At 58.8% G+C, this 24,775-nt stretch carries 23 protein-coding genes and 1 pseudogene; 9 read left to right on the top strand and 15 right to left on the bottom strand.

The window, feature by feature from the left end:
- Positions 1 to 18 precede the first annotated feature (18 nt).
- Positions 19 to 792: an SDR family oxidoreductase gene (locus J2X43_RS28555; RefSeq protein ID WP_112386773.1), complete on the top strand. Its 774-nt coding sequence runs from the start codon at positions 19 to 21 to the stop codon at positions 790 to 792.
- 323 nt (positions 793 to 1,115) lie between these two features.
- On the opposite strand, the gene J2X43_RS28550 is transcribed toward J2X43_RS28555, so the two are convergent.
- From J2X43_RS28550 to J2X43_RS28540, 3 genes are read right to left on the bottom strand one after another with little or no spacing between them, the layout of a single operon-like run.
- Positions 1,116 to 1,514 (bottom strand): cupin domain-containing protein, encoded by a 399-nt coding sequence (locus J2X43_RS28550; RefSeq protein ID WP_112386774.1) that lies wholly within the window; start codon positions 1,512 to 1,514, stop codon positions 1,116 to 1,118.
- Positions 1,515 to 1,568: 54 nt separating this feature from the next.
- Entirely contained in the window at positions 1,569 to 2,330 is a 762-nt protein-coding gene (locus tag J2X43_RS28545; protein ID WP_310300610.1) for an alpha/beta hydrolase, read from the bottom strand.
- Between the two features lie 36 nt (positions 2,331 to 2,366).
- On the bottom strand, positions 2,367 to 4,142 hold the full coding sequence (locus J2X43_RS28540) for a cytochrome c biogenesis protein DipZ (RefSeq protein ID WP_310300606.1): 1,776 nt from the start codon (positions 4,140 to 4,142) through the stop codon (positions 2,367 to 2,369).
- A 321-nt stretch (positions 4,143 to 4,463) separates the two neighbouring features.
- Here J2X43_RS28540 and J2X43_RS28535 point away from each other — a divergent pair, with 321 nt between their 5' ends.
- The 4 genes from J2X43_RS28535 (at position 4,464) to J2X43_RS28520 (ending at position 8,254) form a co-directional block, all read left to right on the top strand.
- The gene (locus J2X43_RS28535; RefSeq protein WP_310300603.1) at positions 4,464 to 5,498 is read left to right on the top strand and encodes an alpha/beta hydrolase; all 1,035 of its coding nucleotides are present in this window, start codon (positions 4,464 to 4,466) and stop codon (positions 5,496 to 5,498) included.
- 119 nt (positions 5,499 to 5,617) lie between these two features.
- Entirely contained in the window at positions 5,618 to 6,358 is a 741-nt protein-coding gene (locus J2X43_RS28530; protein ID WP_112515398.1) for a response regulator, read from the top strand.
- A complete protein-coding gene (locus J2X43_RS28525; RefSeq protein ID WP_310300599.1) occupies positions 6,355 to 7,680 on the top strand; it encodes an ATP-binding protein in 1,326 nt (441 codons plus the stop codon). Before J2X43_RS28530 ends, J2X43_RS28525 begins: the two co-directional genes overlap by 4 nt.
- 157 nt (positions 7,681 to 7,837) lie before the next feature.
- A complete protein-coding gene (locus J2X43_RS28520; RefSeq protein ID WP_310300596.1) occupies positions 7,838 to 8,254 on the top strand; it encodes an organic hydroperoxide resistance protein in 417 nt (138 codons plus the stop codon).
- 688 nt (positions 8,255 to 8,942) lie between these two features.
- Here J2X43_RS28520 and J2X43_RS28515 read toward each other — a convergent pair.
- The 5 genes from J2X43_RS28515 to J2X43_RS28495 form a co-directional block, all read right to left on the bottom strand.
- Positions 8,943 to 9,407 carry a pyridoxamine 5'-phosphate oxidase family protein gene (locus J2X43_RS28515; protein WP_112386781.1) on the bottom strand — a complete coding sequence of 155 codons (465 nt, stop codon included), beginning with the start codon at positions 9,405 to 9,407 and terminating at the stop codon, positions 8,943 to 8,945.
- 48 nt (positions 9,408 to 9,455) lie between these two features.
- Positions 9,456 to 9,686, bottom strand: a complete 231-nt coding sequence (locus J2X43_RS28510) for a hypothetical protein (RefSeq protein ID WP_112386782.1) — start codon at positions 9,684 to 9,686, stop codon at positions 9,456 to 9,458.
- The gene (locus J2X43_RS28505) at positions 9,683 to 9,979 is read right to left on the bottom strand and encodes a hypothetical protein (RefSeq protein WP_112386783.1); all 297 of its coding nucleotides are present in this window, start codon (positions 9,977 to 9,979) and stop codon (positions 9,683 to 9,685) included. Before J2X43_RS28505 ends, J2X43_RS28510 begins: the two co-directional genes overlap by 4 nt.
- Before the next feature lie 159 nt (positions 9,980 to 10,138).
- On the bottom strand, positions 10,139 to 10,381 hold the full coding sequence (locus J2X43_RS28500) for a DUF6894 family protein (protein WP_112446017.1): 243 nt from the start codon (positions 10,379 to 10,381) through the stop codon (positions 10,139 to 10,141).
- A gap of 265 nt (positions 10,382 to 10,646) precedes the next feature.
- Entirely contained in the window at positions 10,647 to 10,823 is a 177-nt protein-coding gene (locus J2X43_RS28495; RefSeq protein WP_162698873.1) for a hypothetical protein, read from the bottom strand.
- A gap of 464 nt (positions 10,824 to 11,287) precedes the next feature.
- Here J2X43_RS28495 and J2X43_RS28490 point away from each other — a divergent pair, with 464 nt between their 5' ends.
- The 4 genes and pseudogenes from J2X43_RS28490 to J2X43_RS28475 all read left to right on the top strand — a co-directional run bounded on the left by J2X43_RS28490 (position 11,288) and on the right by J2X43_RS28475 (position 12,598).
- Positions 11,288 to 11,497: a cold-shock protein gene (locus J2X43_RS28490; protein WP_037135461.1), complete on the top strand. Its 210-nt coding sequence runs from the start codon at positions 11,288 to 11,290 to the stop codon at positions 11,495 to 11,497.
- A gap of 130 nt (positions 11,498 to 11,627) precedes the next feature.
- Positions 11,628 to 11,853: pseudogene (locus tag J2X43_RS28485) on the top strand (hypothetical protein).
- Between the two features lie 31 nt (positions 11,854 to 11,884).
- Complete coding sequence (locus J2X43_RS28480; RefSeq protein WP_112386786.1) at positions 11,885 to 12,241, top strand: DUF6481 family protein; 357 nt, start codon at positions 11,885 to 11,887, stop codon at positions 12,239 to 12,241.
- Between the two features lie 81 nt (positions 12,242 to 12,322).
- Positions 12,323 to 12,598: a hypothetical protein gene (locus J2X43_RS28475; protein WP_112386787.1), complete on the top strand. Its 276-nt coding sequence runs from the start codon at positions 12,323 to 12,325 to the stop codon at positions 12,596 to 12,598.
- A gap of 422 nt (positions 12,599 to 13,020) precedes the next feature.
- On the opposite strand, the gene J2X43_RS28470 is transcribed toward J2X43_RS28475, so the two are convergent.
- The 7 genes from J2X43_RS28470 to glf all read right to left on the bottom strand — a co-directional run bounded on the left by J2X43_RS28470 (position 13,021) and on the right by glf (position 24,646).
- Positions 13,021 to 13,896 (bottom strand): transglutaminase family protein, encoded by an 876-nt coding sequence (locus J2X43_RS28470; protein WP_112386788.1) that lies wholly within the window; start codon positions 13,894 to 13,896, stop codon positions 13,021 to 13,023.
- 87 nt (positions 13,897 to 13,983) lie between these two features.
- Positions 13,984 to 15,084 (bottom strand): PHB depolymerase family esterase, encoded by a 1,101-nt coding sequence (locus J2X43_RS28465; protein ID WP_310300589.1) that lies wholly within the window; start codon positions 15,082 to 15,084, stop codon positions 13,984 to 13,986.
- Between the two features lie 97 nt (positions 15,085 to 15,181).
- Positions 15,182 to 16,231 (bottom strand): fatty acid desaturase, encoded by a 1,050-nt coding sequence (locus J2X43_RS28460; protein ID WP_310300586.1) that lies wholly within the window; start codon positions 16,229 to 16,231, stop codon positions 15,182 to 15,184.
- A complete protein-coding gene (locus J2X43_RS28455) occupies positions 16,228 to 16,404 on the bottom strand; it encodes a DUF4167 domain-containing protein (protein WP_112386791.1) in 177 nt (58 codons plus the stop codon). The genes J2X43_RS28460 and J2X43_RS28455 overlap by 4 nt, the downstream gene beginning before the upstream one ends.
- A 484-nt stretch (positions 16,405 to 16,888) precedes the next feature.
- Positions 16,889 to 19,186: a glycosyltransferase family 4 protein gene (locus J2X43_RS28450; protein WP_310300584.1), complete on the bottom strand. Its 2,298-nt coding sequence runs from the start codon at positions 19,184 to 19,186 to the stop codon at positions 16,889 to 16,891.
- Positions 19,183 to 22,422, bottom strand: coding sequence for a glycosyltransferase (locus tag J2X43_RS28445; protein WP_405049658.1), 3,240 nt, complete (start codon positions 22,420 to 22,422; stop codon positions 19,183 to 19,185). Before J2X43_RS28445 ends, J2X43_RS28450 begins: the two co-directional genes overlap by 4 nt.
- Entirely contained in the window at positions 22,415 to 24,646 is a 2,232-nt protein-coding gene (gene glf, locus J2X43_RS28440) for a UDP-galactopyranose mutase (RefSeq protein WP_310300581.1), read from the bottom strand. The genes J2X43_RS28445 and glf overlap by 8 nt, the downstream gene beginning before the upstream one ends.
- Positions 24,647 to 24,775: the final 129 nt, after the last annotated feature.

The raw sequence follows: 24,775 nt of genomic DNA, 5'->3' as shown, positions 1-24,775 counted from the left end.
TTGGCAACGGAGTAGATCATGTCCAGGAAACTCGCAGACAAGATTGCGCTTATCACCGGAAGCTCACGGGGGATCGGACGGGCGGTCGCGCTCGCTTTTGCAAAGGAAGGTGCCGCGCTGATCGGTGTGCACTACACCGCCAATCCGGATGCGGCCAAAGCCACCGTGCGGGAAATCGAGGAACTGGGCGTCAAGGCCGTCGCGGTAAAGGCTGATCTGCTCCAGGGCAAGGAGGCGGCCGACAGCCTCTGGACACAGTTCAGCGACGCGGCGCGTGCGCAAACGGGATCGGTCGGGCTCGATATTCTAGTCAACAATGCGGGCATTGCGCCTGCGGTCCCGTTGAAACAGACTAGCGAGGTTGTCTTCGACGAGGTGATGACTATCAACTACAAGGCGCCATTCTTCCTGATCCAGGCGGTAGCCGATCATATTCGCAACAATGGCCGCATCATCAACGTCTCCACAGGGTTCACCCGGATCGCAGCACCCACCCACCCGGCCTATGCTGCTTCCAAAGGCGCGCTGGAGACCCTGACGCTCGCACTGGCGCCCGACTTCGCGGTCCGCGGGATCACCGTCAATGCGGTCATGCCAGGGGTTACCGAAACGGACATGAATGCCGAATGGCTGGCGTCGCCGGATGCCCGCGCCGGCGCCGAGGCACTGTCGGTCTTCTCGCGTGTCGGCCGTCCTGACGACATTGCAGATGTGATCGCTTTCCTTGCATCGAACGATGCCCGCTGGACGACCGGGCAGATCATTGATGCCACGGGTGGCGCCCGGATCTAATTGATCCAAAGACTTCGCGATCTCTTCAGGCCATCAGAGGAGTCGCCATGGGGCGTATTCCCAACGAAATGCCGAAAAGCCCGCGCCCCGTCTGACCGTTAGACCAGGCCGCGCTTAGCGACAAGTGACCTTCAGCAAGTCGTGGAGATTGGTGCGATTACGCGTACGAGTGAATGTCGGCATACCCGATATTCGCTTTTGTCGCAGAAACAGGTACTGCAAGTGGGTGAACGACTGTTCGCTTCCTGAAACTGCCGGACATAGCCAACGCATCTCGTCGAATGCGCGGGAAGCCAAAGCTCCCGCGCATTCGGCGCAGCTTCTCACTTTGACTGAACCACAAGGGTCTTTCCGTCTTCCACAATATAGGTTGCGAGCTCTGATGCTTTGCCGGTGCCGACGTTTCGAGCTGAATGTACAACGCCGGTCGGGATGAATAGCGACTGACCGGCAGAGAGGATGACCGGCGCGCGCCCGTCTAATGTGTATTCGAGAGTTCCTTCAATCACAAAAGCAATTTCTTCACCGGGATGGGAATGCCTGGCGGCCAACACCCCGGGCGAGAAATCGACACGAACCTGCACGACCTCGTGGCCAGGCACATCGATGTCGTTTTTAATAAGATCGGTGCGTCGCAAGGGCTCTACGGCGAACGCAGGCGATGATGCCGCTCCAATGATTGCGAACAATAGGACGGCGACCGTTGCAGGTGATTTTTTCATGGCTATCTCCTTTTTAATTATGTTGAAGGTTGAGGATGTCGCGAGTGCTGTTGCTCATTGGCCGCCAATCTGCCGCGCCGCGGCTTCGATAACCTCGGCAACCTTTTCAGGCTGCGATGCGAACACGGCATGGCTTGCCTGGATCTCCGTCACATGGCTTCCGGCGCGCTTTGCCATGTCCCGTTCGAGATCAGGATTGATCGAGCGGTCTTGGGTGGCGACAACCGTCCAGCTTTTCTTGGTCTTCCATGCGGGATCGCCGACCTTTGCGGAGAAGGCGTCCCTGGATGCGAAGACCTGTGATTTTGCCAGGAAGGCGGCCTCGTCCTTCGGCAGGTCGGCAGCGAAGTCGTTGGCGAAGGCGGCTGGATCGAGAAAGAGATATTTGCCGTCCTTCGTCTCGCGGATATTCATACCGCCGGCCGGCTTGGAGCTCGCGAGACTGATAAGGCTTTCGCCCCTGTCCGGCTGGAAGGCCGCGATATAGACGAGACCCGCGACATGAGGGCTGTTGCCGGCTTCGGTGATGACCATACCGCCATAGCTGTGGCCGACGAGCAGTGTCGCGCCGTCTTGGAGGTCGAGGACCCGGTTGGTTGCGGCGACATCGTCGGCGAGCGAAGTGATCGGCTCCTGCACGATCGTGACATTGAAGCCGCGCCTTTCGAGGATTTCGGTTGCTTGGCGCCAGCCAGAACCATCGGCGAGAGCGCCGTGGACGATGACGATGTTCTTCACTTCGGCCGCTTGGGCCACGAAGGCAATGGCGCTGGTGACGAAAGCAAGGGCGAGGGTGGAGAGATAGTTGCGTTTCATGGTGGTGCTCCTGTCTTTTTAGGTTAGGTGGAGGATTCAGCCGAAGGTGAAGGCGTAGGCTTGGACGCCGGGGTCGAGGAAGCGGATCTCGAAGGTGCGCGCGTCCACTTCGCCGGTCTGGCGCACCAGTTGGTAGAGCTTCGTCGTGGTTACCGTGCCATTTCCATCCGCATCGATATCGCTGCCGCGGTTGGCTTCGGGCGCCTTGCCGTCGACCGTCACTCGAAATCGGACCGGCTTTCCATCTGCCCCTGGGCCGAGCACGAGGTGCAGGTCGCGGGCGCTGAAATGATAGGCGATACTGCCGCCCGCCCGATCGAGGGTCGCCTCTTCGGCGCCGACGGTCCATTTACCGGAAAGGCCCCACTGGTTGAGACGCGGTTCGGTGACCGAATAGTCCCTGCTCGCATCCGCACGCATTCTCTCGTTCGAGGCAAAACTGGTGGCCTGTTGATAGCCGATGTAGGTTTCACCCGAGCGGACATGTTTCAGGTCCGCACTGGCCTCCACACCTTTTGCGTCAGGTGCAACCGGCGCGCTTTCGGCCATTTCACTGCCAGCCTCGTGCAGCAGGCCCTGGATTGCCTGTTCGGTCGGGCCGTAATTGCCTTCGCCGAAGTGATGGTACCGGATCTGGCCCTTGGCATCGATCAGGTAGTGAGCCGGCCAATAGCTGTTGGCGAATGCGCGCCAGATTCTGTAGTCGTTGTCGATTGCGACCGGATAGTTGATCCGGAAATCGCCGACGGCCTTTTTAACATTGTCGATTTTCTTCTCGAAGGCGAATTCCGGGGCATGTACGCCTATGACAACCAGACCCTGGTCCCTGTACTTGTTGGCCCAGGCCCGAACGTAGGGCGTGGTACGGATGCAGTTGATGCAGGAATAGGTCCAGAAATCGACGAGCACGACCTTGCCGCGAAGCTGCTCCGTCGTTAGCGGCGGCGAGTTCAGCCATTCGACGGCGCCATCCAGTGAAGGTGCGGGGCCCGCAACAGGCAAATCACTGCGGAAGGGTTTGGTCGCATCGGCAAGACCGATCGACTTGTCGTTGCTCGCAACCTCCGGCGGAATGCCATCGGTTGGCTCAACATTCAGCCTGTCCAGGACCGCTTGTTCGAAAGACGCGCTGCTGGCATAGGAGAGCCGCGAAAGCAGCCCCGTGTCGAGGCCAAGTGCGATGACGGCGACACCGGCGATGACGGCGGCGCCCAAGCCTTGGCGAATACGTTCGCTGACGACGAGCGATTTCTTCAATCCGGCAAAGATTTTTCCACCGACGGAAAGCGCGATTGCCAGCGAAGTGGCGGCGCCGGTTGCGTAGGCGAGCAGCAGGAGGCTTGTCTGCAGATTGGCGCCTTGGAGGGCAGCACCAGTCAGCACGAGACCGAGAATCGGGCCAGCGCAAGGCGCCCAGAGAAGCCCGGTCGCGACGCCGAGGATCAGCGCGCTTGCGGCGGTCGGCGCAGCACCGGGCTTGCCGGAAGCGTTTAGCAGGCGGTTACCAAAACCGACGACCGGTTGGGTCATCAAGCTGGCGATACGTGGCGAAATCAGGCTTAAGCCTAAGATCGCAAGCAGGATGAGCGCGGCGAGGCGACCATATTCATTGGCATTGATTGCCCAGCTTCCGCCGATGGCTGCAAGGGTCGCCACAAATGCAAAGGTGGTGGCCATACCGATCAGCATCGGCAGCGTACCGCGCACGAAAGGCTGCCCCGCGCGGGCAAAGACGAAAGGCAGGATGGGGAGGATACAGGGGCTGAATATGGTCAGCACCCCTCCGAGATAGGCAATGATAAGGAGTGTCATCGTCGCTTCCTTTGAAACCGGGTGATCGGGCTCTGGACGGCGATGTGGCCCGACCAGCAACTGCGCCAATCTGATCGAGGCGATGTATCTCGGATGTGTCCGGTTTGGAGGCAACATGTACCGAAGTGTAGGAAGAGCGCCTGAATGCAGCCCTGCTGAAGCAGATGGAGCAGATTCCGTTTGAGGAAGCAGCCAACTGTATCAGAATGTATCTCGCAGGCCGGAGGCTACATCCGTACGCAATAATAGCGGATATCCGAAACACTCGGGATACATGCCGGTTGTTTTCTCCATGTCACTAACTCGAAACGGAGAGAGACAATGTCCAGCGAAATCAATCTTCAGCGCCGTCACTTCTTTGGTCTTGCCGCAATGACAATGGCAGCGGTCGAATTCGGCCTGAGCAGCGCTGCTGCCGCCAAGGCAGCCGCACCGGCCGTCAAGGCCGGTTCGCATGCATCTTTCGCGGCGGTGAAGCGAATCAAGGCCGGTGAGCTCAATGTCGGTTACGCCGAGGTCGGTCCCGCCAATGGCGCGGTCGTGCTGCTGCTGCATGGCTGGCCCTACGATATCTACAGTTTCGTTGATGTGGCTCCCGTGCTCGCCGATGCCGGCTACCGGGTGCTGATCCCCTATTTGCGTGGTCATGGCACGACCGAATTCATCTCTGCCGATACACCGCGCAACGGCCAGCAGGCCGCAATAGCCACCGATATCATTGCCTTTATGGATGCGCTGAAGGTCGAGCGCGCCGTCATCGGCGGTTACGATTGGGGCGGCCGCACCGCCGATATCCTGGCTGCGATCTGGCCGGAACGCTGCAAGGCGCTGGTTTCTGTCAGCGGCTATCTGATCGGCAGCCAGGAGGCCAACAAGAAGCCACTGTCACCAGAGGCCGAGCTTTCCTGGTGGTATCAGTTCTATTTCGCCACCGAGCGTGGCCGCGAAGGTTATGCCGCGAATACGCACGATTTTGCCAAGCTGATCTGGAAGCTCGCCTCGCCGCAGTGGGATTTCGACGACGCGACCTTCGATCGCTCGGCCAAGGCCTTCGAAAATCCCGACCATGTTGCCATCACCATCCACAATTACCGCTGGCGGCTTGGCCTCGTCGACGGCGAGCGGAAGTATGATGAACTCGAAAAGAGGCTTGCTGCTTTCCCGGTCATCACCGTACCGACGATCACCATGGAGGGCGACGCCAACGGCGCGCCGCACCCAAATCCTTCAGCATACGCCAAAAAGTTCACCGGTAGATACGAGCATCGCACCATATCGGGCGGCATCGGCCACAATCTGCCGCAAGAAGCACCACAGGCCTTTGCCCAGGCCGTTCTGGACGTCGATCGCTTCTAAAACCTGTCCTGACAGCCGCGAACAGAATTGTCTGTTTCGCGGCTGCCGATTCAGAGTCAAAAGAGAAAGCGGCGAGTCTGCCTTTCGCCTGACCGATAGAAGGACCCGGAAGTTCGAACATGGAGCATATCGACCACATCCTGATCGTTGATGACGATCGTGAAATCCGCGAGTTGGTTTCGAGCTATCTGACGAAGAGCGGACTTCGTACGTCCGTCGCGGCCGATGGACGCCAGATGCGCAGCTTTCTGGAAGGCAACACGGTCGATCTGATAGTGCTCGATGTCATGATGCCAGGCGATGACGGGCTCGTGCTTTGCCGCGAGTTGCGCGCCGGCAAGCACAAGGCGACGCCTATCTTGATGCTGACGGCTCGCAGCGACGAAATGGACAGGATTATCGGTCTCGAAATGGGCGCCGACGACTATCTGCCGAAACCGTTTGCGGCGCGCGAACTCCTGGCGCGCATCAAAGCTGTGCTGCGCCGCACGCGTGCGCTGCCGCCGAACCTGCAGATTTCGGAGGCCGGACAGTGGCTCCGTTTCGGCGACTGGCGCCTCGACACGGTCGGAAGGCACCTTCTCGACAAGGACGGGACCGAGATTGCATTGAGCGGCGCCGAATACCGGCTACTGCGCGTCTTCATCGATCATCCGCAACGGGTGCTTAACCGCGATCAGCTGTTAAACCTGACCCAAGGCCGCGATGCCGAACTCTTCGACCGCTCGATCGATCTGCTTGTTAGCCGCGTTCGCCAGCGGCTGGGGGATGATGCGCGTGAGCCGACCTATATCAAGACGGTGCGCAGCGAAGGTTATGTCTTTGCTGTTCCGGTGGCGATAGAAGAGGCCAGATCATGAGCGCAGCTGTTGCTATTCGCTCCGGATTTTGGCCGAGCACCCTGCGGGCTCGGCTTTTCGTTATTTTGTTGCTGGGCCTGGCTGTTGCCTATGGCCTGTCGTTCACGGTCCTGTTCGTCGAGCGTTCCATGTCGGCCAAGGCCGTCATGCTTGGCACACTGGAAAGCGACGTCGCAACCTCAATTGCTGTTCTCGACCGCCTGCCGGCGGATCAGCGCGCCGACCTGCTCGACCGACTAAGCCGCGGCAACTATCGTTTTGAGCTTGGGCCGGGACTACAGGGCGTGCCGGACAATTCTAGCAAGGGTAAGGAAATCGGCGGTCGAATCCAGGAGGCGATCGGCGGCACCTATCCGATCCGCATGGAATCGATCCCCGGCGATATCAGCCGCCTGCAGGCGCATCTGACACTGAGCGACGGAAGTCCTTTGACGATCGATGTTACGCCGCGGCCGCCGATGCCGCTCGCGGCATGGCTGCCCTATGTCTTTGCCATTCAGATGGTGCTCTTGGTGCTCTGCACATGGGTCGCCGTGCGTCAGGCGATCCGCCCGTTGGCTGCGCTCGCGGCCGCCGCCGACGCGCTTGATCCCAACAAGAAGGGGCCGCCGCTCAGCGAGCGGGGTCCGAGCGAAGTGGCGCATGCGGCACGCGCGTTCAACGCCATGCGTGAAAGGATTTCCCACTACCTCGAAGAGCGGGTGCAGATCCTTGCGGCGATATCACACGACCTGCAGACGCCGATCACGCGTATGCGATTGCGCGCCGACATGGTCGACGATTCCCCCGAGAGGGACAAACTGATCCGTGATCTGGGTGAAATCGAGCGGCTCGTGCAGGATGGGATCGCCTACGCCCGCAGTGCGCATGGCAATGGCGAGAAATTTTCGCGCATCGATCTCTCGTCCTTTATCGACAGCATCGCCTACGATTATCAGGACATGGACAAGGCCGTCAGCGTTGCCGGTCTCGTGCAGGGCATTGCATCGACCAAACCGCATGCCCTTCGCCGCATTCTCACGAACTTTATCGACAATGCGTTGAAATTTGCAGGTAGCGCCGAAATCAGCGTCGAGCGGAAGAACGAGGGTGAGATTGCCATCACGGTGATGGATCGTGGTCCCGGTATCCCGGATGCCATGCTGGAAGCTGCCATGCAGCCGTTTTTCCGGCTGGAGCAGTCCCGCAATCGCGAGACTGGCGGCACAGGGCTCGGCTTGGCCATCGCCCAGCAGCTGGCGGCCGCAATCGGCGGTTCCGTCCGGATATACAATCGTGACGGCGGAGGCTTGGCAGCCGAAGTCAACATTCGGGCAAACTGATTTTCTTCCTGCTTTGTATGCGAAGTATCGAGATCTGCCGACGGTACGCTTTGATACAGTTCGGCCGATTTTAGAAACATAGGGGATACGTCAAAGGGTCAAAACCACTCCGTCACCAGATGTCGCAGGTCGCGGCATCAAACCAAGGAGTGCTCCCATGATCACGATTGAAAATGTTCTCTATACCGGCAAGACCCGCACCACCGGCGGCCGCGATGGCTCAGCCCGCAGCAGCGATGAGCAGCTCGTCGTGAAGCTATCGCCTCCGGGCAGCGTCCATGCGGGAACCAATCCCGAACAGCTCTTTGCAGCTGGATGGTCGGCCTGCTTCATCGGCGCGATGGGCCTTGCCGCCGGCAAGCGCAAGCTCCATCTTCCCGCCGATACAGTCGTCGATGCGGAAGTCGATCTCGGCATGACGGGCGATGCTTATTTTCTGCAGGCCCGCCTCAATATCAGCCTGCCGGGTCTGGACCCGGAGCTCGCTCGGTTGATCGTCGACGAAGCTCATCAGACCTGCCCCTATTCCAAGGCAACACGCGGCAACATCAACGTTGCTCTGACAGTCGTTTGAGCACACCCAGGAGATCTTGATGAAACATATCCTGTTGGGCACATTGGCGGCTATCATCTTTGCTGCACCCTGCGCTTATGACGTCCTCTCGCAAGAACCCTCGCCGTTGGCTGGTCTTGTTGCTGTCGTAGCGGTTGCTGGTCAATCCCACTGGTAACCGGCACCCGGTCGCGGCACGGACAAGCGTCCATCGCAACTTGAAACGAAAGGACTGCAGATGCGAATCCGCCGTCGAAAGAGAGCCGCCGTTTGACACGGCGGCTTTTCGGTTTGAACTTACGTTTCCTGCTTCTGTACGCCTTTTAAAGAATGATCTGGTCGTCCTGGCGGATCGCAATGAGGCGTTCAGATTGCCGGCCGGCCGCGGTGACCAGTTCGTCCATGGTGACGGTCCGGATCCGCAAGATACTATGAAGCCGGTTTTCGCTCCACGCGATATGTTCCTTTCCACGGTCATATCGACAGGCTCAAGATCAAGGCGGGGAATTTTCATTGGCGTCGGTACGGTTGCGCGCACTGGCCTGAAGTGCCGGGAGTAAACGCCCGAGATTGAACCAGCATAAGACAAGCCATGGAAGCCAGACTTCCGATGGCACGTTTCCAACCGCGGCCATGTTTGAAGGACTACCCTGTCCAGCGTTCAAATTAATGGAGGCTTCGCGCGGCTTACGCAGGGTTGAAAACGCTGCTATCGCCCACTCCCAGGTGCCGCGTTCGACTGGCGTCCGGACACCACGTCGAGCGACAAGCTAAAGAAGATCGGACCGCCGCTAGCCGTTTCTCTTCCCGCGCTTAGTTCGAAGGTCCCGGGCTCCCACCAGAATGGGCGTTTCTGCAATAAGGCCCACGCATGAATACGTTCATTGCGCCGCTCGGGCGTGTCCGGCAGTTCATCGAAGTGGCCTTGAACAAGCACGCTTGTCCAATTTCTGTCATTCGCCAATTCTTCAACTTGCAGGCTCGCAAGCGGTCTGCGCCGCAGGTATTCGATTTTCCTCCCCGCCATCGAGAACATAAAAACCTTGTTGGCATCATATGCGTAGTGAACGGGGATCACATATGGGTAGTCTTCCCCCAGACATCCGAGATGTCCAAAGGTGTGCCTTTCGAGAAATGATATACACGCGTCTTCGGTCATTCGTCGCAGGTCCATAATAACCTCCCGCTCTTGGTTAGGTTGCGCCTCAGTGTTGCCCTGGCGTTATGACTTGGCGTCTAGCGCCGCTTCGATTCGCTTCAAGCGATCGATGGTGCGGCGCTTGAGGTCGTAGAGCCGCAGCAGCAACTCTTTGTCCAGGTCAACGGGTTTGCCGTTGCCGCGCGACTTGGCAACAATCACTTTCTGTTTGGTTAGCCACTCATCCACTTTCGCGGCTTTGCCCTCCGCAAATCTCAGATTTCTTAGTTTGTACCGAACGCACTTCATGTTCATTCAAACCAATTCGGTCGTTCGCAACGTCGTTGCGCCCCGCGCGACCAAACAAGAGACACCGCCGGTACCCGCTTAGCTGAAGTCTGCATGAATGTGTGCGCCGGCGAGGTGCCGGTGTCGAGGTGAGAAAACGTGTCAAGCGCGCAAAACATCAACATCCAGCCGTCTGCGCTGAGCTGTTGCCGAGCTGACTCAGAGGCCCGGATCTCCCAATTTTCGAACTCGAGTTTCAAGCGATCGAGATCATAGGAGGAAAATCTGCCGTTGTGATCTAGCCGATCAGTAAGGAGCATTGTCCTTCTCCCCAAGTTGGGGCGGGAGCACTGCGCTCTCAAGCGGCAGTGCCCGATTACGTGGCTGCCGACCGAACTACCCTAGGCTTGTGCACTGCGAACGCAACAACTCATTTGAATCGGCGATCAAGGTGAGATCCACTTGGCCGTTGTGCTTGATCATCTATCGCGAAACAGTTTTGCAATCACAGCATCGACCCGTACAACGCCCACCTCGCTGCGGTCCGCGCATATCTGGATACCGCTGATCGTCCAGCGACGCGCAGTGCCAAGCGCATCGACCAAGAGCCCATGGAGACTATTCTCGGCGGCATTGCGCGCTTCAAGAAATGTGGTGAATTCTCTGCCGTCTTCGTCTTCAATTGTGTGGTCGAGGTGCAGGATGTGGAAATGGTAGCGCACAGGCCAACCTCGCGGAGATAAAGAGGAGCCTGCTCAGGGTTCAGGCAGGCCCCTGGTGAAAGACCCCGCGATACAGGAATATTGAGGGCCAGACGGGTACGAACTGTCTGTGCGAGACGATGTTCCCGCTCTAGCAAAATAAATGTCCGATATCGGACATTTGTAGACACAGCAGAGATCACTATTAGCTAGACTTAAGTGATCACGAATGGAACGTTGCGCTTGTACTTTAACCGGCGCATAACACCCCATCGAGGCCAACCTTTCACGGGAGGCTCCGACTGGAAGTGACCCCGCTTCCGACCCAACGTGAAAGGACGCACCATGTTTGGCTACGTCCGAACGCGCCATCGAAAGCAGCAAAGCCGATCATCTCGCGCAGCAAATCGGCATCAGCGCTCTTCTCAACGAGTGAGCGCAGGTTCATCATGTCATCGGTCATCGATAGTGTCCCTAAGGGTGGTCATAAGCAACCCGACCCTACCGGAAATCACCGATGGCTATGAAATCCAGCTACACCACTCCTTGGGACACGATCCCATCGTCGGAATTTCGCGAGACCAACTCCCTGCTAGTTCCCGGCGCAACTCCTCCTCTTCGACCCTATGATCGAAACCATCAGGCCAACTCGGAAAGATCATGCAGATCAATCAAGCGCACAATTCCAAGAAAATCATTTTCTTTTGATTGGTATGGACGCAAATAATTTTTAAGCGGAAAAAGATTAGTTGACCCATGTAGGAAAATAATCTATTGATGTGTTCATCGATCTTTTGCTTGCCGAACTTTGTCTACTGCGCGATTGGCACCGCGTTCTAAGCGAACTTCCTCTCAAAAATAGTCGTTATCACCGTCCGCGAAGCGTTGCTTTAGCGGTCCCTACTCTATGCTTTGAAAGGGTTCATCATGACCACAGGCACAGTAAAATGGTTCAATTCCACCAAGGGCTTCGGCTTCATTCAGCCTGACAACGGCGGCGCTGACGCTTTTGTCCACATCTCTGCCGTCGAACGCGCCGGAATGCGCGAACTCGTCGAAGGCCAGAAAATCGGCTTCGAGCTCGAGCGTGACAACAAGTCCGGCAAAATGTCGGCCTGCAATCTGCAGAACGCATAATTCGGTAGCTGCTGTCCCTTTGACCACGGATGTACTGGCATTGCCGGAGGCACGTTATCAATTCAAGGCCAGGCGTTCTGCCTGGCCTTTTTCTTTTTCGCCCGTCCATCGGGCACGTGATCGGAACCATGTGACAGAGAGATTTAGCAAATCCCGCCAGCAGGCGGAAATCGCCTTTGGCAACGTCCAGACGCAATTTCTTGCGAAGCACAAGGCCGTGGAAGAAGTTCAGTCCACTGATAAGGCCCGTGATGCGAAGACATTGAGGCTTCGCGAAGCGCGCTTGGCGAAGGAAATGGACGATCGCGCCGCGCGCGACCTCCGGTGTTCTAGCGAAGCGCGCCAGATCTAAATGATCAACGGGCAACAACCTTATGAGGATGAAATTTGAAGAAGCCTAAAACCACTGACCTTGTTGACCGGCGCACCGCAGCAGCGGATGCTAGAAAAGACCTTGTCAACGCCTACCGTGCCGCACAGGTCGCAGATATGCCCGCCAGGGTCGCCAAACGGGAAGAACGAGCAGCGATTGCTTCTGCCCGGGAAATGCGCCGTCTCCAACGTGAGCGCTTGAAGGTGGAAGAACGTCACCGGCTCGCAACCGAGGAAGTAGACCGGCAGACTGCGGCGGATGCGGCTGCACTTGCTGATGCCGACCGCATAGCGAAGGTCGTCAATGACGAAGCGGAGCGAAAGGCCGAACGCGATCGGCGCTACGCCAATCGGAAGGCAAGACGAGCGTAATTTCGCCGCCATCGATCGATTGGCCCTTCGCCTTGCTCATCTCGATGGCGAGGTGAGACCACTACCACCATAGGAGCATCCATGGTACCGGATAAAAATGAGCTCCAGGCGATCAACACGTCCTGGCAGATCGCGATCCAGGAAATTTTGCGGATGGTCATCCGTGACATGTATCACTCTGGCGGCGAGGCAGCGTTCAAAACACATATCAAACGGATCGAGGAGGCAGCGGTGGATAGCATCCACTCTGACCTCAGGCTGCGCGGCACTGATGAATGGACGGAAGTCTTGGTCAAGGAACGGGCAAGTAACTTCGTCACGACCCTGCTGACGTCGTTCACCTATGATCGCGCCTGAGAAAGCCTATCTGCCGATGGAGCGTGTGGGCCGAATGCTTCACGCCGCCAGCAGCTGGTCACCTTTCAATGTCCCCAGGGTGATTAAACGCGCATACTTAAGTTCGTCAGCTTAAAAAAATGAAATGCGCCTTGCTTAAATAAAGTACGGGCTTTCGCGCCATTGCCGTCCGAGCCGGTGATTGTGCTTTCACTATTAGAGCGTCTGAGCTTGGAGAGCGCGCGTTAGATCGCTTGGATGGTATCACAATGCTGCTGCCGCGAAAGGAGCTGCTTCCTCTAAACGAAGGCACCGATCCCCCGCCTCTCAGTTCATGACAGTCAGCAAATAGATGGGCCAGGGTTTCGGTCTCCATCATGAGCGAAGGGTGGGCGAGGCTCGAAATCAGCCAAGCCAATACGATCGTTCTCGTGCCGCCTGGCCTATGCCGAGACGATTGCTTTTACTTCTATGGTCACGTCCATCGACCGGAACGCGTCCGCCGCGCCCGCGAAGCTCCCTGAAACCGGAACGGCCTGGGCGATGTCGCGGCTCACGGCGACCGGGATCAGGTTGGCGCTGCCCATACTGCGGTTCGTCGGATCGAATGTGATCCAGCCAGCGCCTGGAAGGAAGACCTCTGCCCAGGCGTGCGTCGATCCACAGTCCGTGGAACCGGTGAGGGAGCTGTCCGGATCGAACAGATAGCCTGAGACGATCCGGGCGCCAAAGCCCAGGGTGCGGACAGTTTCCACGAATAACACGGCAAGGTCCCTGCAGGAGCCCCAACGCCGATCAAGGGTGATCAGCGGCGCTTGCGTGCCTTCCTCTTCCCGGCTCTGGTAGGCAATGGCCGATGCGATACCCAGACTGATATCCTTGAGGAGCGACAGTGTATCCGTAGGCCTGCCGGCGACGAAGCCGCGCGCCCATGTCGCGAGGCGGTGCTCGGCATCGTCATAGCGCTGAACGGTTAGCGCTCCAAGGTCTGTCCAATCGCTCTCTGGGTAGAGGAAGGGATAGTTGATCGCCGAAGCCGCGATGTCGAACACGGGCCACGCCGGTGCCTTCAAATCCACGGTCGCCGAGCTGTTCACAACAAGGCTGTCGCTGGGCGTCTGAAATGTCGCTAAAGCGATTATATTGCCGAATACGTCTTGCGACCAGCTTAGCTCAGCCTCGGGGGAAGTGGAAATTTCATGGCTCAGCAGCCTGAGCTCGCGGCCCTCGCGCGGCCTGAGCATAAGGCGGTGCGTCGACAACGATACGGTCTGTCGAAAATTGTAGGTAGTACGGTGACGAATACCAAGCATCGGCATGAAGAGCGAACCCCTGAAAGTTGACGGCAAAACCCCCGCCCTTGACCTGGGGCAACAGCTTGTCTTCTGCACGCCGCGCCAGTTCAATCAACGCATCAGCCCGGCTGCACGAAGCGCATCGTTGATCACCTTGCCAACACCTTGTTCGTCGCGACCTGCGGCATCGCGAGCCGGGCCGGGTTTTGCATAGGCCATTGCCTTGGCGATCACAGCTTCAATGCCTGAGGGCGCGGCTGTGAACTCCGGGCCACGCTGATATGCGCCTTCGGCGATGGCGACATCAGCATCATCGGCAAGACCCCAAGACCTGGCAATACGTGCGGTCGACGAAACACCTGCCTCCAGCATAAACGGCCCGGAATTTCCCAGTGGAGCTTCAGCCGCAAATGACAAAGGAACACCATGAGCCATGCCCGTGATGAGATTGACCTCGATGACCTGCCTGCCGCGTTCATCGAGCCAGACCTTACGACTATGGCCATTGATCGTTTCGATCACATCAGGTGTGCCGGAGACGTGGTGCACGCCGGCCCACTGTTGGACGATCTGCTCTGCGTTGACGGGCTTCACCGTCTGGTCATGTGTTCCGTGCCACACAGAGATACGTGGGTAGTCCCCCAGCTTGATTGCCGCGGTCGTCAAGGCCAATTGCAACTGGCTGACGCTCGGGGCTTTATGGCCTCGCATCCGCTCGAATGCCTGCCCCACACCTGAAGCGATCCCATAAGGGAGCCCGCCGATGATCGCGCCGGCCGCAAACAATTCGGGATAGGCTGCCAGCATGACGTTCGCCATTGCGCCTCCGGCCGACAGTCCGGTGATGGAGACCTTGTCAGGATCCATTCCGTGCGACACAACGACGTGGCCGATCATCTCACGGATTGACAGAGCCTCGCCCGCATCGCGCCGAATATCGCCCGGCTCAAACCAGTTGAAACACAGGTTGGCGTTGTTCGCCCGCTGCTGCTCGGGAAACAGGACCGCAAACCCTTTTTCTTCCGCCAGCTTTGACCAGCCGGAACCGTGGTCATAGGTCGCCGCATTCTGCGTGCATCCGTGCAGGACGACAACGAGCGGCGTTTTGGGAGCAAGGATGGTCGGCAGATAAAGCCAGCATTTGAGCAAGCCGGGGTTCGAACCGAAGTTCTTCAGCTCGGTCAGCTGGCGAGAATTTTTTTGCTGGATCACGTCCGTCTCCTCTGTCCATCATAGGACACTCGTTCGTATATGGGCGCGAATGCTGCGCCGCACAATTTTTTCTGCAAAGGTATCCTGTGGGCAGATCTCAATGAGTTTCCTCGGCGACCCGTGCGATACCGGCTGCCTCACGAAAGGAGATCAACCGCCGACTACTTTCGTCCCACAGGACTAGCTTTACGCATCTGAGGCTTTGCCCCAGCGTGATCCTGCCGATTTCGCCGAGTTCCGGGTGGTTTTGTACGACCTCCGGCAGGCGATAGTAGGGGACCTTGCTTGAGAGATGGTGCACGTGGTGGATGCCGATGTTGCCAGTCAGCCAGCGCAGAGGTTGCGGCAGATCATAGTACGAAGCACCGTGCAGGGCGGCTTTTGGAAACTGCCATTCCGGCTCTTTCGACCAGTGTGTCTCCTCGAATTGATGCTGCACGTAGAATAGCCAGACGCCAATCGAACCGGCAAAAAGGACAATCGGTAGGTGGACGATTAGAAAGGAGACAGGGCCGATCACCCAGATCAGGAGCGCGGCAATCGCGACAACTGCGACATTGGTGGCCATCGTCGACACCCATGGCAGCATGCCATTGCGCATCATGCCCATCGGCAGGCGCTGCTGAAACAGGAAGAGCCAAGCCGGGCCTATGCCAAACATCACCAGTGGATGCCGGTAGAGGCGATAGCCGACCCGTCCCCACCGAGACCGTTCATAATATTCCGTCACAGTAAGAGTGGTGATGTCTCCGACGCCCCGCTCATCGAGATTGCCGGCTGACGCGTGATGCGCAGCGTGCGCCCTGCGCCAGTAATCATACGGGGTCAGGGTAAGGACGCCTAAAACACGGCCTGTCCAGTCATCGAAGTGCCGCCGGGCGAAAAAGGAGCCGTGGCCGCAATCGTGCTGGATCATGAATAGCCGTAGCAGAAATCCCGCTGCAGGCATGATCAGGACCAAACCCCACCAGAAGCCGTAGTGGACCGCCAACCAGGTCAGCGTCCAGAAGGCGGCGAACGGGATGGCTGTGACCGCCAGCTCAAATACGCTCCGGCCCGCATGCGGCGTGCGATATTTTGCAAGGATTTTAAGCCACGCCTTTTCATCCCTGCTCTCAGGAGCGGTGTACATTGGCTTCGTGTTCATTGTGGCTGGCCAGCTCTCTGCAGGGCGGCCGTGCGATAAAAGTGTTCCGCGTGCTGAGAGAGGTTCTCGGCCTCGATCCGGTCACCGGTCTGGGCGGCCTCTCGCGCCAGAAGCATATACTGCTCGTATCGCCTCATCAGGCTCTGCGAATTGGTTGTTGCGGTGGCATCCATGCTGGCGCGTGCCGGTCGGCTGGCCGACGAAGGGGAATTTCGGCTTGGTGATTTCAAAAAAATAATTCAAGCCGTTACAAGGCTTGCTCCATAAACGTAATGATTTCGGGAAACTTCGACCGCTAAGTGCGGGCTACTTTGTCATCGGCATCGCCGCCTCGGCGCGGCATCGCAGTTCGCTCACCACGTATCGCGTTAATGCGGCCGTTTGATGTTGTCTAGGTGTCTAGCCGCGCGCGGCACGCTTCCAGTTTCGTGAGGCGGCTCGACTAAACAGATCGAGACACAAGGCCTAAACTTTCGGTTTCTGAAAGCGTCTCGGTTCAAAGCCCCGCCTTGGAAGTCACTATCGCGCAGTCGAAATTAGAGGATTGATTCCTAAGGCGAAGGTCTCCTGCGTCCCAGACTGACTGATTTGGCATCGAGCATGGATATCCTGCCAAAATTCCCGCGCCAGTGACCAAATTTTATACCCAGCCATTGGTCAGTGAGTGATTGCTGGCGGGCCTGTTATCCTCGCCGCCTGCGTTACTATCGCGTTCGAAATCGGCCCGACTCGCCGGATAGCCGAAGACAACGCCGCATCGGCTTGCCGCCCTCCGATCGACACCTCTGCAGACAGGAGCCCGTTTTCACACATACGATTGTCGTCCCATCCCGGATGATCGGCGATTGGATAAAGACATAGCCCTTCCAATGGCACGCCTGCTCTCATCGCCAAGCGCGCCTGTGAAGAAACATAGCTGTACCACGCAGCGCGACGTTCACCCTCGATGCCCGTTTCTGCGATTATCAAAGGCCTACCATAGCGGGCATAGGTCTCGATCAGGATATTGCTAAACGGCTTATAAAGAGGATGACCGATGTCGATCGGCGGACCGCCATGGATCCACTGATTATTGAAGTAGTAATTAACGCCGATGACATCGAGATAGCGCTCCTGGCCGCCGATCTGCGGCCAGAGGCGGCCTGAGATCAGGTCCCACCCCTGAAATTGTGATTGCCGATGACTTTCGGCAACGCCCCGTTCCCATGGGCGAGATGGGTCAGTGATGACGTTTATCACCGGATCGCAATGGACGAAACGCGCTCGGCCGTCTGCGGCAAGGATCGCTTCCATGGCAGCGATCGCAGCGCGTGCCAGTTGCACCTTCAGCTCGAACCCACGCCCGTTAGCAAAGGGATTGAGGTACCCGGCGTCGCCACCCCCCCATGAGAAGAAAGAAATCTCGTTGACGGGACAATAAAACGGAACCGTGTCGCATTCTTCCCGAACAATTTTGGCACATTCGCCCGCAAAGCGTGCGAAACGGTCAGCGAAGCCCGGTGACCAGACGTCCAGATCGTCGGGCCAGCCATAATGGAGCAGGTCCCAGATCACCTGCGTACCGGTCGTTTGCGCCGCTTGCAACATGGGCCTAATGCTTGACCAGTCGTAGTGACCGGCCCGGTCGATCAGGTGCCAGCGAAAGCCGTCGCGCACCGTACGAATGCCGAACTCCGCCAGTTGACGATAATCCTTCGCGGCATGGCGGTCGTGGCCGATCGCGGCAAGCATGTCGAGCCGGCGGCCGACCTTCTCGTCCTTATGGGGACGAAGCCGGTGGCTCGAGCATTCGAATCCGCCCTGCAGGAAGGATTGAAAAAGGCCGGTTGGCCCCGACGGCACCCTTTCTGCTAGCACGTCGGAAAACAGTTTTCTCCAGTGGGGGACCACAGCTTCCGTGGCATAGCGCTCCTTGACGCTATCCCGCAGTGCAGCGCCGAGCGACCGCCGAAGTGCAGGGTCATCGATCAGCCGGGCGATGTTTTTCGCCACGGCCTCAGGGTCGCTGTAAGAAACAAAAAGACCGGAAATCTCGTCTTCGATCTGCTGCAGCGCGCCGTTGTCGGGCGTTGCGATGACTGGAAGAGAGGCGGCCCCGGCCTCGGCGATCACATGCGGCATACCTTCGCCGCGAGAAAGCCAGACGAAGATGTCGAAGGCAGACAGTAGCTCGGGAACATCCTTCCGGTCGCCGAGAAACTGCAATTTCGCTGCCAGTCCACGCTGCTGTGCCAGCGCCTTAAGGCGGTCAGCATACTCCGGCATGAAGGCGTCCGGGCCGCCGACGATCACAAAGCGGGCCCGGCTGTCGCGCAGGCCGACAAGGGCGGCAGCCTCGATAAAATCCTCGACATTCTTCTTGGGGTCGAGCCGGCCGACCCAGCCGATCAGCATCTGGTTGTCGGTTATCTCAAGCGCCCGCCGGGTCGCCCCACGGAACGACGGGTCGAAACTCGCCAGATCGACCATGGACGGGATCTCGAGCGCATGATGCTCACGCCCCGGCATATGCGATGCCGCAGCGTCGCGAATCGAACGGCAGACGCCGATATATCGGTTCGTCAGGTGTTTTGGTCCGGCCAAGGCCTCCGAGACGAGCCCGCCATGCTCGACAAGCGGGGGGCGCAGGTGCAGCCGTTCCAGGGCCGGATAGATATCGGCGACGTTCTGGCATGACACCACGATATCGTAGCAAGGGAGTTTGGCAGCCAGATAGTCGACGGTAGCTTCGAACGACAGTTTGTAGGGTGTCGTATCGACATCGACGCCAAGCGCGGCCAGTTGTTCATGCGTCTGCTCCGGCATGCCCGGCTTGCGGAAGCAGGCGACCACGTCGATGCGAAAGCGCCGCGGGTCGAGATTTCCGGCCAGCAGCCGCACCTCAGTTTCCTCGCCGCCGACCACCAACCAGGCAAATACGAACAGGATGCGGATCGGCGCGGTTTCCTCTGTCATTCGCCTACCTGGAAGACGACCTGCAGGAAATCCGGCCGGTTTTCGATGAGGTCGGTTAAAAAGGCCGGCGCGTCGGTCATCGGAATGACATGGGTGATCATGTGCTCGCGGATCGCGCTACCCTCACGTCGGATAAGATCGACAGTTGCCAGCGCAAGCCGTCGGCGGTTCCACAGCGGTGCTAGTCCACGAGGCACGCGGTTGATCTGGGCACAGCGTATGGTGAGGCCATTGTGGTGAAACTCCTCCCCAAGTCGGAGCGCCTCGGCGCCGCGTTGGTAGAAGGCGAGGTCGATCACCGTGCCCTGCGGTCGCAGGGCCTTTAGCGCGGTATGCAGGCTCGCGGACTGCGCCCGGGTCTGGAATACCAAGTCGGCGCCCCGGCCCATCGCACCGTCATGCCAACGCGCCTTGGCATGCTGCCAGGCCTGATCCTCCGTCATAGCCATCAGTCCCATCGCCTCCGCCTTGCCGCGGCGGAACTCGGAAGGGTCCGTCACGAGCACGTCCGAGGCACCGAGCGCGCGGGCAAACAGCGCCGTCATCAGCCCCACCGTACCGCCGCCGATGACGATGACCGGGCGATCCTTCACGCCGGCGCCGAGGAAGGGCACTTGGCCTCCGAAAGCCTCAGCGTCGGCATGCAATATGCCGTTGGCGCAGATTGGACCCATCTGCGCGACAAGCACGCCGAGCAGTGGATCTATGTCCGTCGGCATCGGCACCAGAAGGTCATTGAACGGGTTGGCGGTGTGCCCGGACTTGTGGGCATAGGTCGTGGCAACCACATCCCCGTCTGAGAAGCCGTGTGCGCGCGATTCCGATACGCGCGCAACTTCCATATAGCCGAGAAACGGCACCGGGAAGTGAAGGTCCGCCTCGTTCTCGATGAAAGCGCCGCGCTCCCCATCGAAACGCGATCGAAAATAGGGATTGGTGTTTTTGAGAAAGGTCAGTTCGGTCCCTGCTGAGAGGCCGGTGTAGAGAGTGTCGAGGCGAACCTCGCCATTCGCTGGCGGCCCTTCATCATATTCGAAGAAATACGGGCGGCCCGGTGCCTCGACGCCAAGCGAGCAGATTGTCCTGTGCCCCGGCGCCAGTTCGAGCGGCGGCGGTTCTGGGCGTCGCTGGAACTGCAGGGGAGCCGGGTTCGGTCTTTGCGTGCTCGGCGGATGGAGCCTGACGACCTGACCTGATTTTGCCGAGGACACCACGGCAAGTGCCAGCCGATGCGTCGTCAGCGCTTCCGCATAGGGACAACGTATTCGGTTTTCGCCGCCGCGCACTGCGTCGATGAAATCTCGGTCCTCGCGCCACACCGGGTCGCCATCGGCCCCGCGCACCGGACGTCCTCGGCCGACATCCACCATGATCTCACGGTCGGTCAACTCGATCGCCAACTGGTTTGCGAAGATGTGCAGACCAACGCGATGGTTCCATCCGAGCAGGCAGGTGGAGGCAATGTTTGCAACGACACCGGTTTCGAACGTTAGGTTGGCAGTCGTCACCGTTGGCACGTCGAGATCTGGAAAGTCGGTCCGGTCGAGATGCCCGGCACGCCCGTAAACTTCGGTGACTTCGCCCACCAGAAATCGCGCAAGATCGAGAAGATGGGTCGTCTGCTCCACCATCTGTCCGCCCGACTTATCTTCCTTCCACCACCATTTCGGCGGCGGAGTGGAATCCAGCCAGTAGCCGGACAAAAGTTGCGCCGGATTGTCCTTCAACAAGCCGCGCGCTTCGTCGACGATGTCCAGATAGCGCCAATGATAGCCGACGCCGGTAATCAGACCCCGAGCGCTCACCGCCGCCGAAATCTCCTCCGCGATTGCCAAATCGAGCGCCACCGGTTTTTCGACGAAGAACGGAATTCCCCGCTCGACGAGCGCGCGTTCCGGTTCGCCATGGGCAAAGGGCGGGACGCAGACATACACGGCGTCCGGACTGACCGCGTCGAGCATCTCCTTATGATGGGAGAAGGCTTTGGCGCCAAAACGCATCGCGGCCGCATCTGCCCGGCCAAGATCGGGATCCGCAAAGCCGACCAGTTCGACGTCGTCAAAGCCGGCGATGATGTCGAGGTGTCGTTGTGCGATCCCGCCGACGCCGATAAAGGCCAGACGTGTCTTTTGCATTGAGAGATCCTTTTGCGTTGGGCCTGATTTTCCTGCAAAGCGGCCGTAAATCGCGCCGGTTTCTGCCGCCATCCGATCGGCAGAAAAGAGCTGTCGGAAGCGTTCTCCCGCGGCGGCGCCGACGCCAGCCAGCCGAATCGGATCGGCAAGCGCCAAAATGATTGTATCGGCTAGCGACTGGACATCGCCTGGCACTGCAAAAAACGGGTGTTCTTCGCCGAGCGCTTCCAGGGTACCGCCAATACGCGTCGCGACCACAGGCGTACCAAGCGACATCGCTTCCAGCACGACGAGCGGCAGCCCTTCGAACAGTGACGGCAGGACGAAGAGATCGCTGCCTGCAACGAGCTCAGCGACATCTGCACGCTGGCCCAGAAAACGGATATGGGCGGCTACGCCGAGACTTTGGGCAAGCGCCTTGAGGGTCTCCTGTTCCTCGCCCGATCCTGCCAGCAGAAGCATGGTGGAGGGATGCCGCCTCAAGACTTGCGGCAAGGCGCGCAGCAATGTCGCATGATCCTTTTGCGCGGTCAGTCGTGCTACGGTCAGCAGAACAGGCGCATTGTCGGATGCGAGGTTTTGTGTCCGTTCCATCGCTGCTGCGATTGGCTCACGCGCATAGATGCCATTGCGGATCACCGTCAGTCGGTCCGTTGCGATGTGTGCCTCGTAACTGGCTAGCGAAGCGTCGGAGACGACGATGTGATGGGAGATGTTCCGCGACGCAAGGCGATAGTCCTCTTGTTGCCGATGGTTGGTCAGAAGATAGGGCAGGTGTTCGGTGCGGATGACCGGAATGCCCTTTGCCACGCCGACTGCGCTGAGATTAAGTCCTTCCCAGCCTATTCCAGCATGAACATGAAGGAGATCGCTACCGGCCTGAGAGAGCCAGTCTGCGAAATCCTCTTCATCGCGGGCAAGCCGTATCCTAACGCCGAAACGCGCGGCGCGGGGCAGTAGACCATTGCGATCCTCCCCGATCAGCGCAATCGTCACATCCCACTCGTGAGCGCAGCCGCGCGCAAGCGCGAGCATGTGCTCGCCCATTCCCGACGGGTCGAGACTATCCGTCGCCAGAACGATATGTGCTTTTTTAGTCAAGCTGCGAATCCGCCATGACGCTATGTCCCAGCCGCTTCTGTAAGCGCCGGTGCGTCGCAAGGGCCTGTCCAACAACCTGGTCCATGTTGTAGTATTTATAGGTGCCAAGCCTGCCCACGAACGTGACGTCGCTCTGCACCCGCGCAAGGGCTTCGTACTGCCGGTAAAGTGCCTGGTTCTCAAATCTGGGGATCGGATAGTAGGGGTCGCCTTCGGCGCATGCGAACTCGTAGCTGATGCTCGTTTTGGGATGAACCTGACCGGTCAGATGCTTGTACTCGGTTATGCGTGTGTAAGGCACGTCTTCAGAAGGATAGTTGACTACGCCGACGGGCAAAAGTCGTCGTGCGTCATGCGTTTCGTGCCGAAATTCGAGGCTGCGATAGGGCAGGTGCCCGAAGCAGAAATCGTAGTATTCGTCGATCGGACCGGTAAAGATCGTGTGTTTCGCCAAGGCGTCGTTACGCAAGTCGGCGTAGTCCGTATCGAGCAAGACCGTGATGTTCTGGTGGTCAAGCATGCGCTCGAACATCCGCGTATATCCGTCGCGCGGCATCGCTTGAAACATGTCAAGGAAGTAACGGTCGTCGTCGCTGGTGCGGGTCGAAATCCGTGCCGTGACGGAACGGTCGAGTTCGGAAGGGTCAAGACCCCATTGCTTGCGCGTATAGCCCTCGAAGAAGGTCCTGTATAGCTCGCCGCCAACCTGCGACACAACGACGTCTCGCGATGTGCGGATCGGGTCGCAGGGTTCGGCGCGGCTTGCCAGAAACTGCGCAGCCTCTGTCTCGTTCGAGAGGTTGAGGCCGAACAGCCCGTTCAGCGTCGTGCGGTTGATGGGAATGGGCAGCCTCAGATCGCCAACCTGCGCCAGCACTCTATGCTCATAGCCCCGCCAGGCGGTGAACCGGGAAAGATAGGCGAACACGTCCTCGCTATTGGTATGGAAAATATGCGGCCCGTATTTGTGCACGAGTATGCCCGCCTCATCGCGATGATCATAGGCATTTCCGGCGATATGCGGCCGCCGATCGCAGACAAGGACCGAACGGCCGTCGCTGGCGAGACGTTCGGCCATCACCGATCCGGCAAAGCCGGCGCCAACTACCAGGTAGTCGTAGCCCCGACGAACCGAACTGCGGTGAAACGCGAACGATGCGTCTCTCGAAACGGCAGGCGGGTTTCTGTCAGCAACCGCCTGCTCGACGAAATGTGACATCGAGCGAAAGGTGGCATCCCAGGACGAACTGGCAAGTGTGACATCCGCTGCCTTCCTCCATGCGTCACCTGAACGCGAAAGCGTCAGCGCGGCGTCGCAGGCTCGCGCAAACGCGACAGCGCCATCGGCTAGGAAAACGCCCTCGACATCGCCGTAGCTGCGTTCTACGTCTGTAATGCGGGTGCTCACCACCGGCCGTCCAGCCGCAAGATATTCGGGTGTCTTGGTGGGACTAATGAAGCGGGTTGCCTCGTTCAGCGCAAAAGGCATTATGGCCGCCTGCCAACCGGATAGGTAGGCCGGGAGATCCTTATAGGATTTCTGCCCGAGATAATAAATGTTCGCTGCCTTTGGCAGATCTTCGGGCGAAATCTTGACTACCGGACCGATGAAAACGAACGAGTGATCCGGCCGGGCATTTGCCGTCTCGCGGATCAGATCGAGGTCGAGCCGCTCGTCGATCACGCCATAATAGCCGAGCCGGGGATGCGGGATCGCGGCCTGATCTGCCGGGTCCCCCTGTACCTCGCGGGCTCTGCGGAAATGATGCGCGTCGACGCTGGACGGGAAGGCATGGATGTTGTCGTGCCGGTGCTTCTTCGCCTCGTAGAGACTGGCGCCGCCAGTGAAGACGGCATCAGCGCGCGCGATCAGCGCATCTTCCGTTTCCTTCAACCGGGGCGGCGCGAACTTGAAATTGGCCAGTTCGTCCATGCAATCGTAGATCACTGCTTCGGCATCCACATGTCCAGCGAAGCTGAACATCATAGGCGTGTAAAACCAAAGGACCGGGCGGCGTCCCCCGCCTAGCGCAATCAACTCGTCAAGAAGTTCACCGAGCGCCTTTTCCCGCTCAGCCTCGCTCCACCAATGCGGTATCCGCGGCCGGACAGCCTTGACGTTGGTATCCACGAAAGGGTGGATTTCCAGATAGGCGAGATGGTGGTCGGTCGGGATGAATTCTTCGAAGAAGAAGACCTCCCGGTCGCGAGAAAATCTCTGCATCAGATGCTGCGGTCTCTGCAGCACGAAATCCCATCGAAGGTGCGAAAAACAAACGAGGGGAGGGTTACGGGAAGCGCAGGGTTCAGGCGTCTGCAATGTGGAATTCAACACGTCCATCAAACACCTCGT

Source organism: Rhizobium sp. BE258, from assembly GCF_031457345.1.
Taxonomy (GTDB): Bacteria; Pseudomonadota; Alphaproteobacteria; order Rhizobiales; family Rhizobiaceae; genus Rhizobium.
This window is presented reverse-complemented; position numbering and strand designations above follow the sequence as displayed.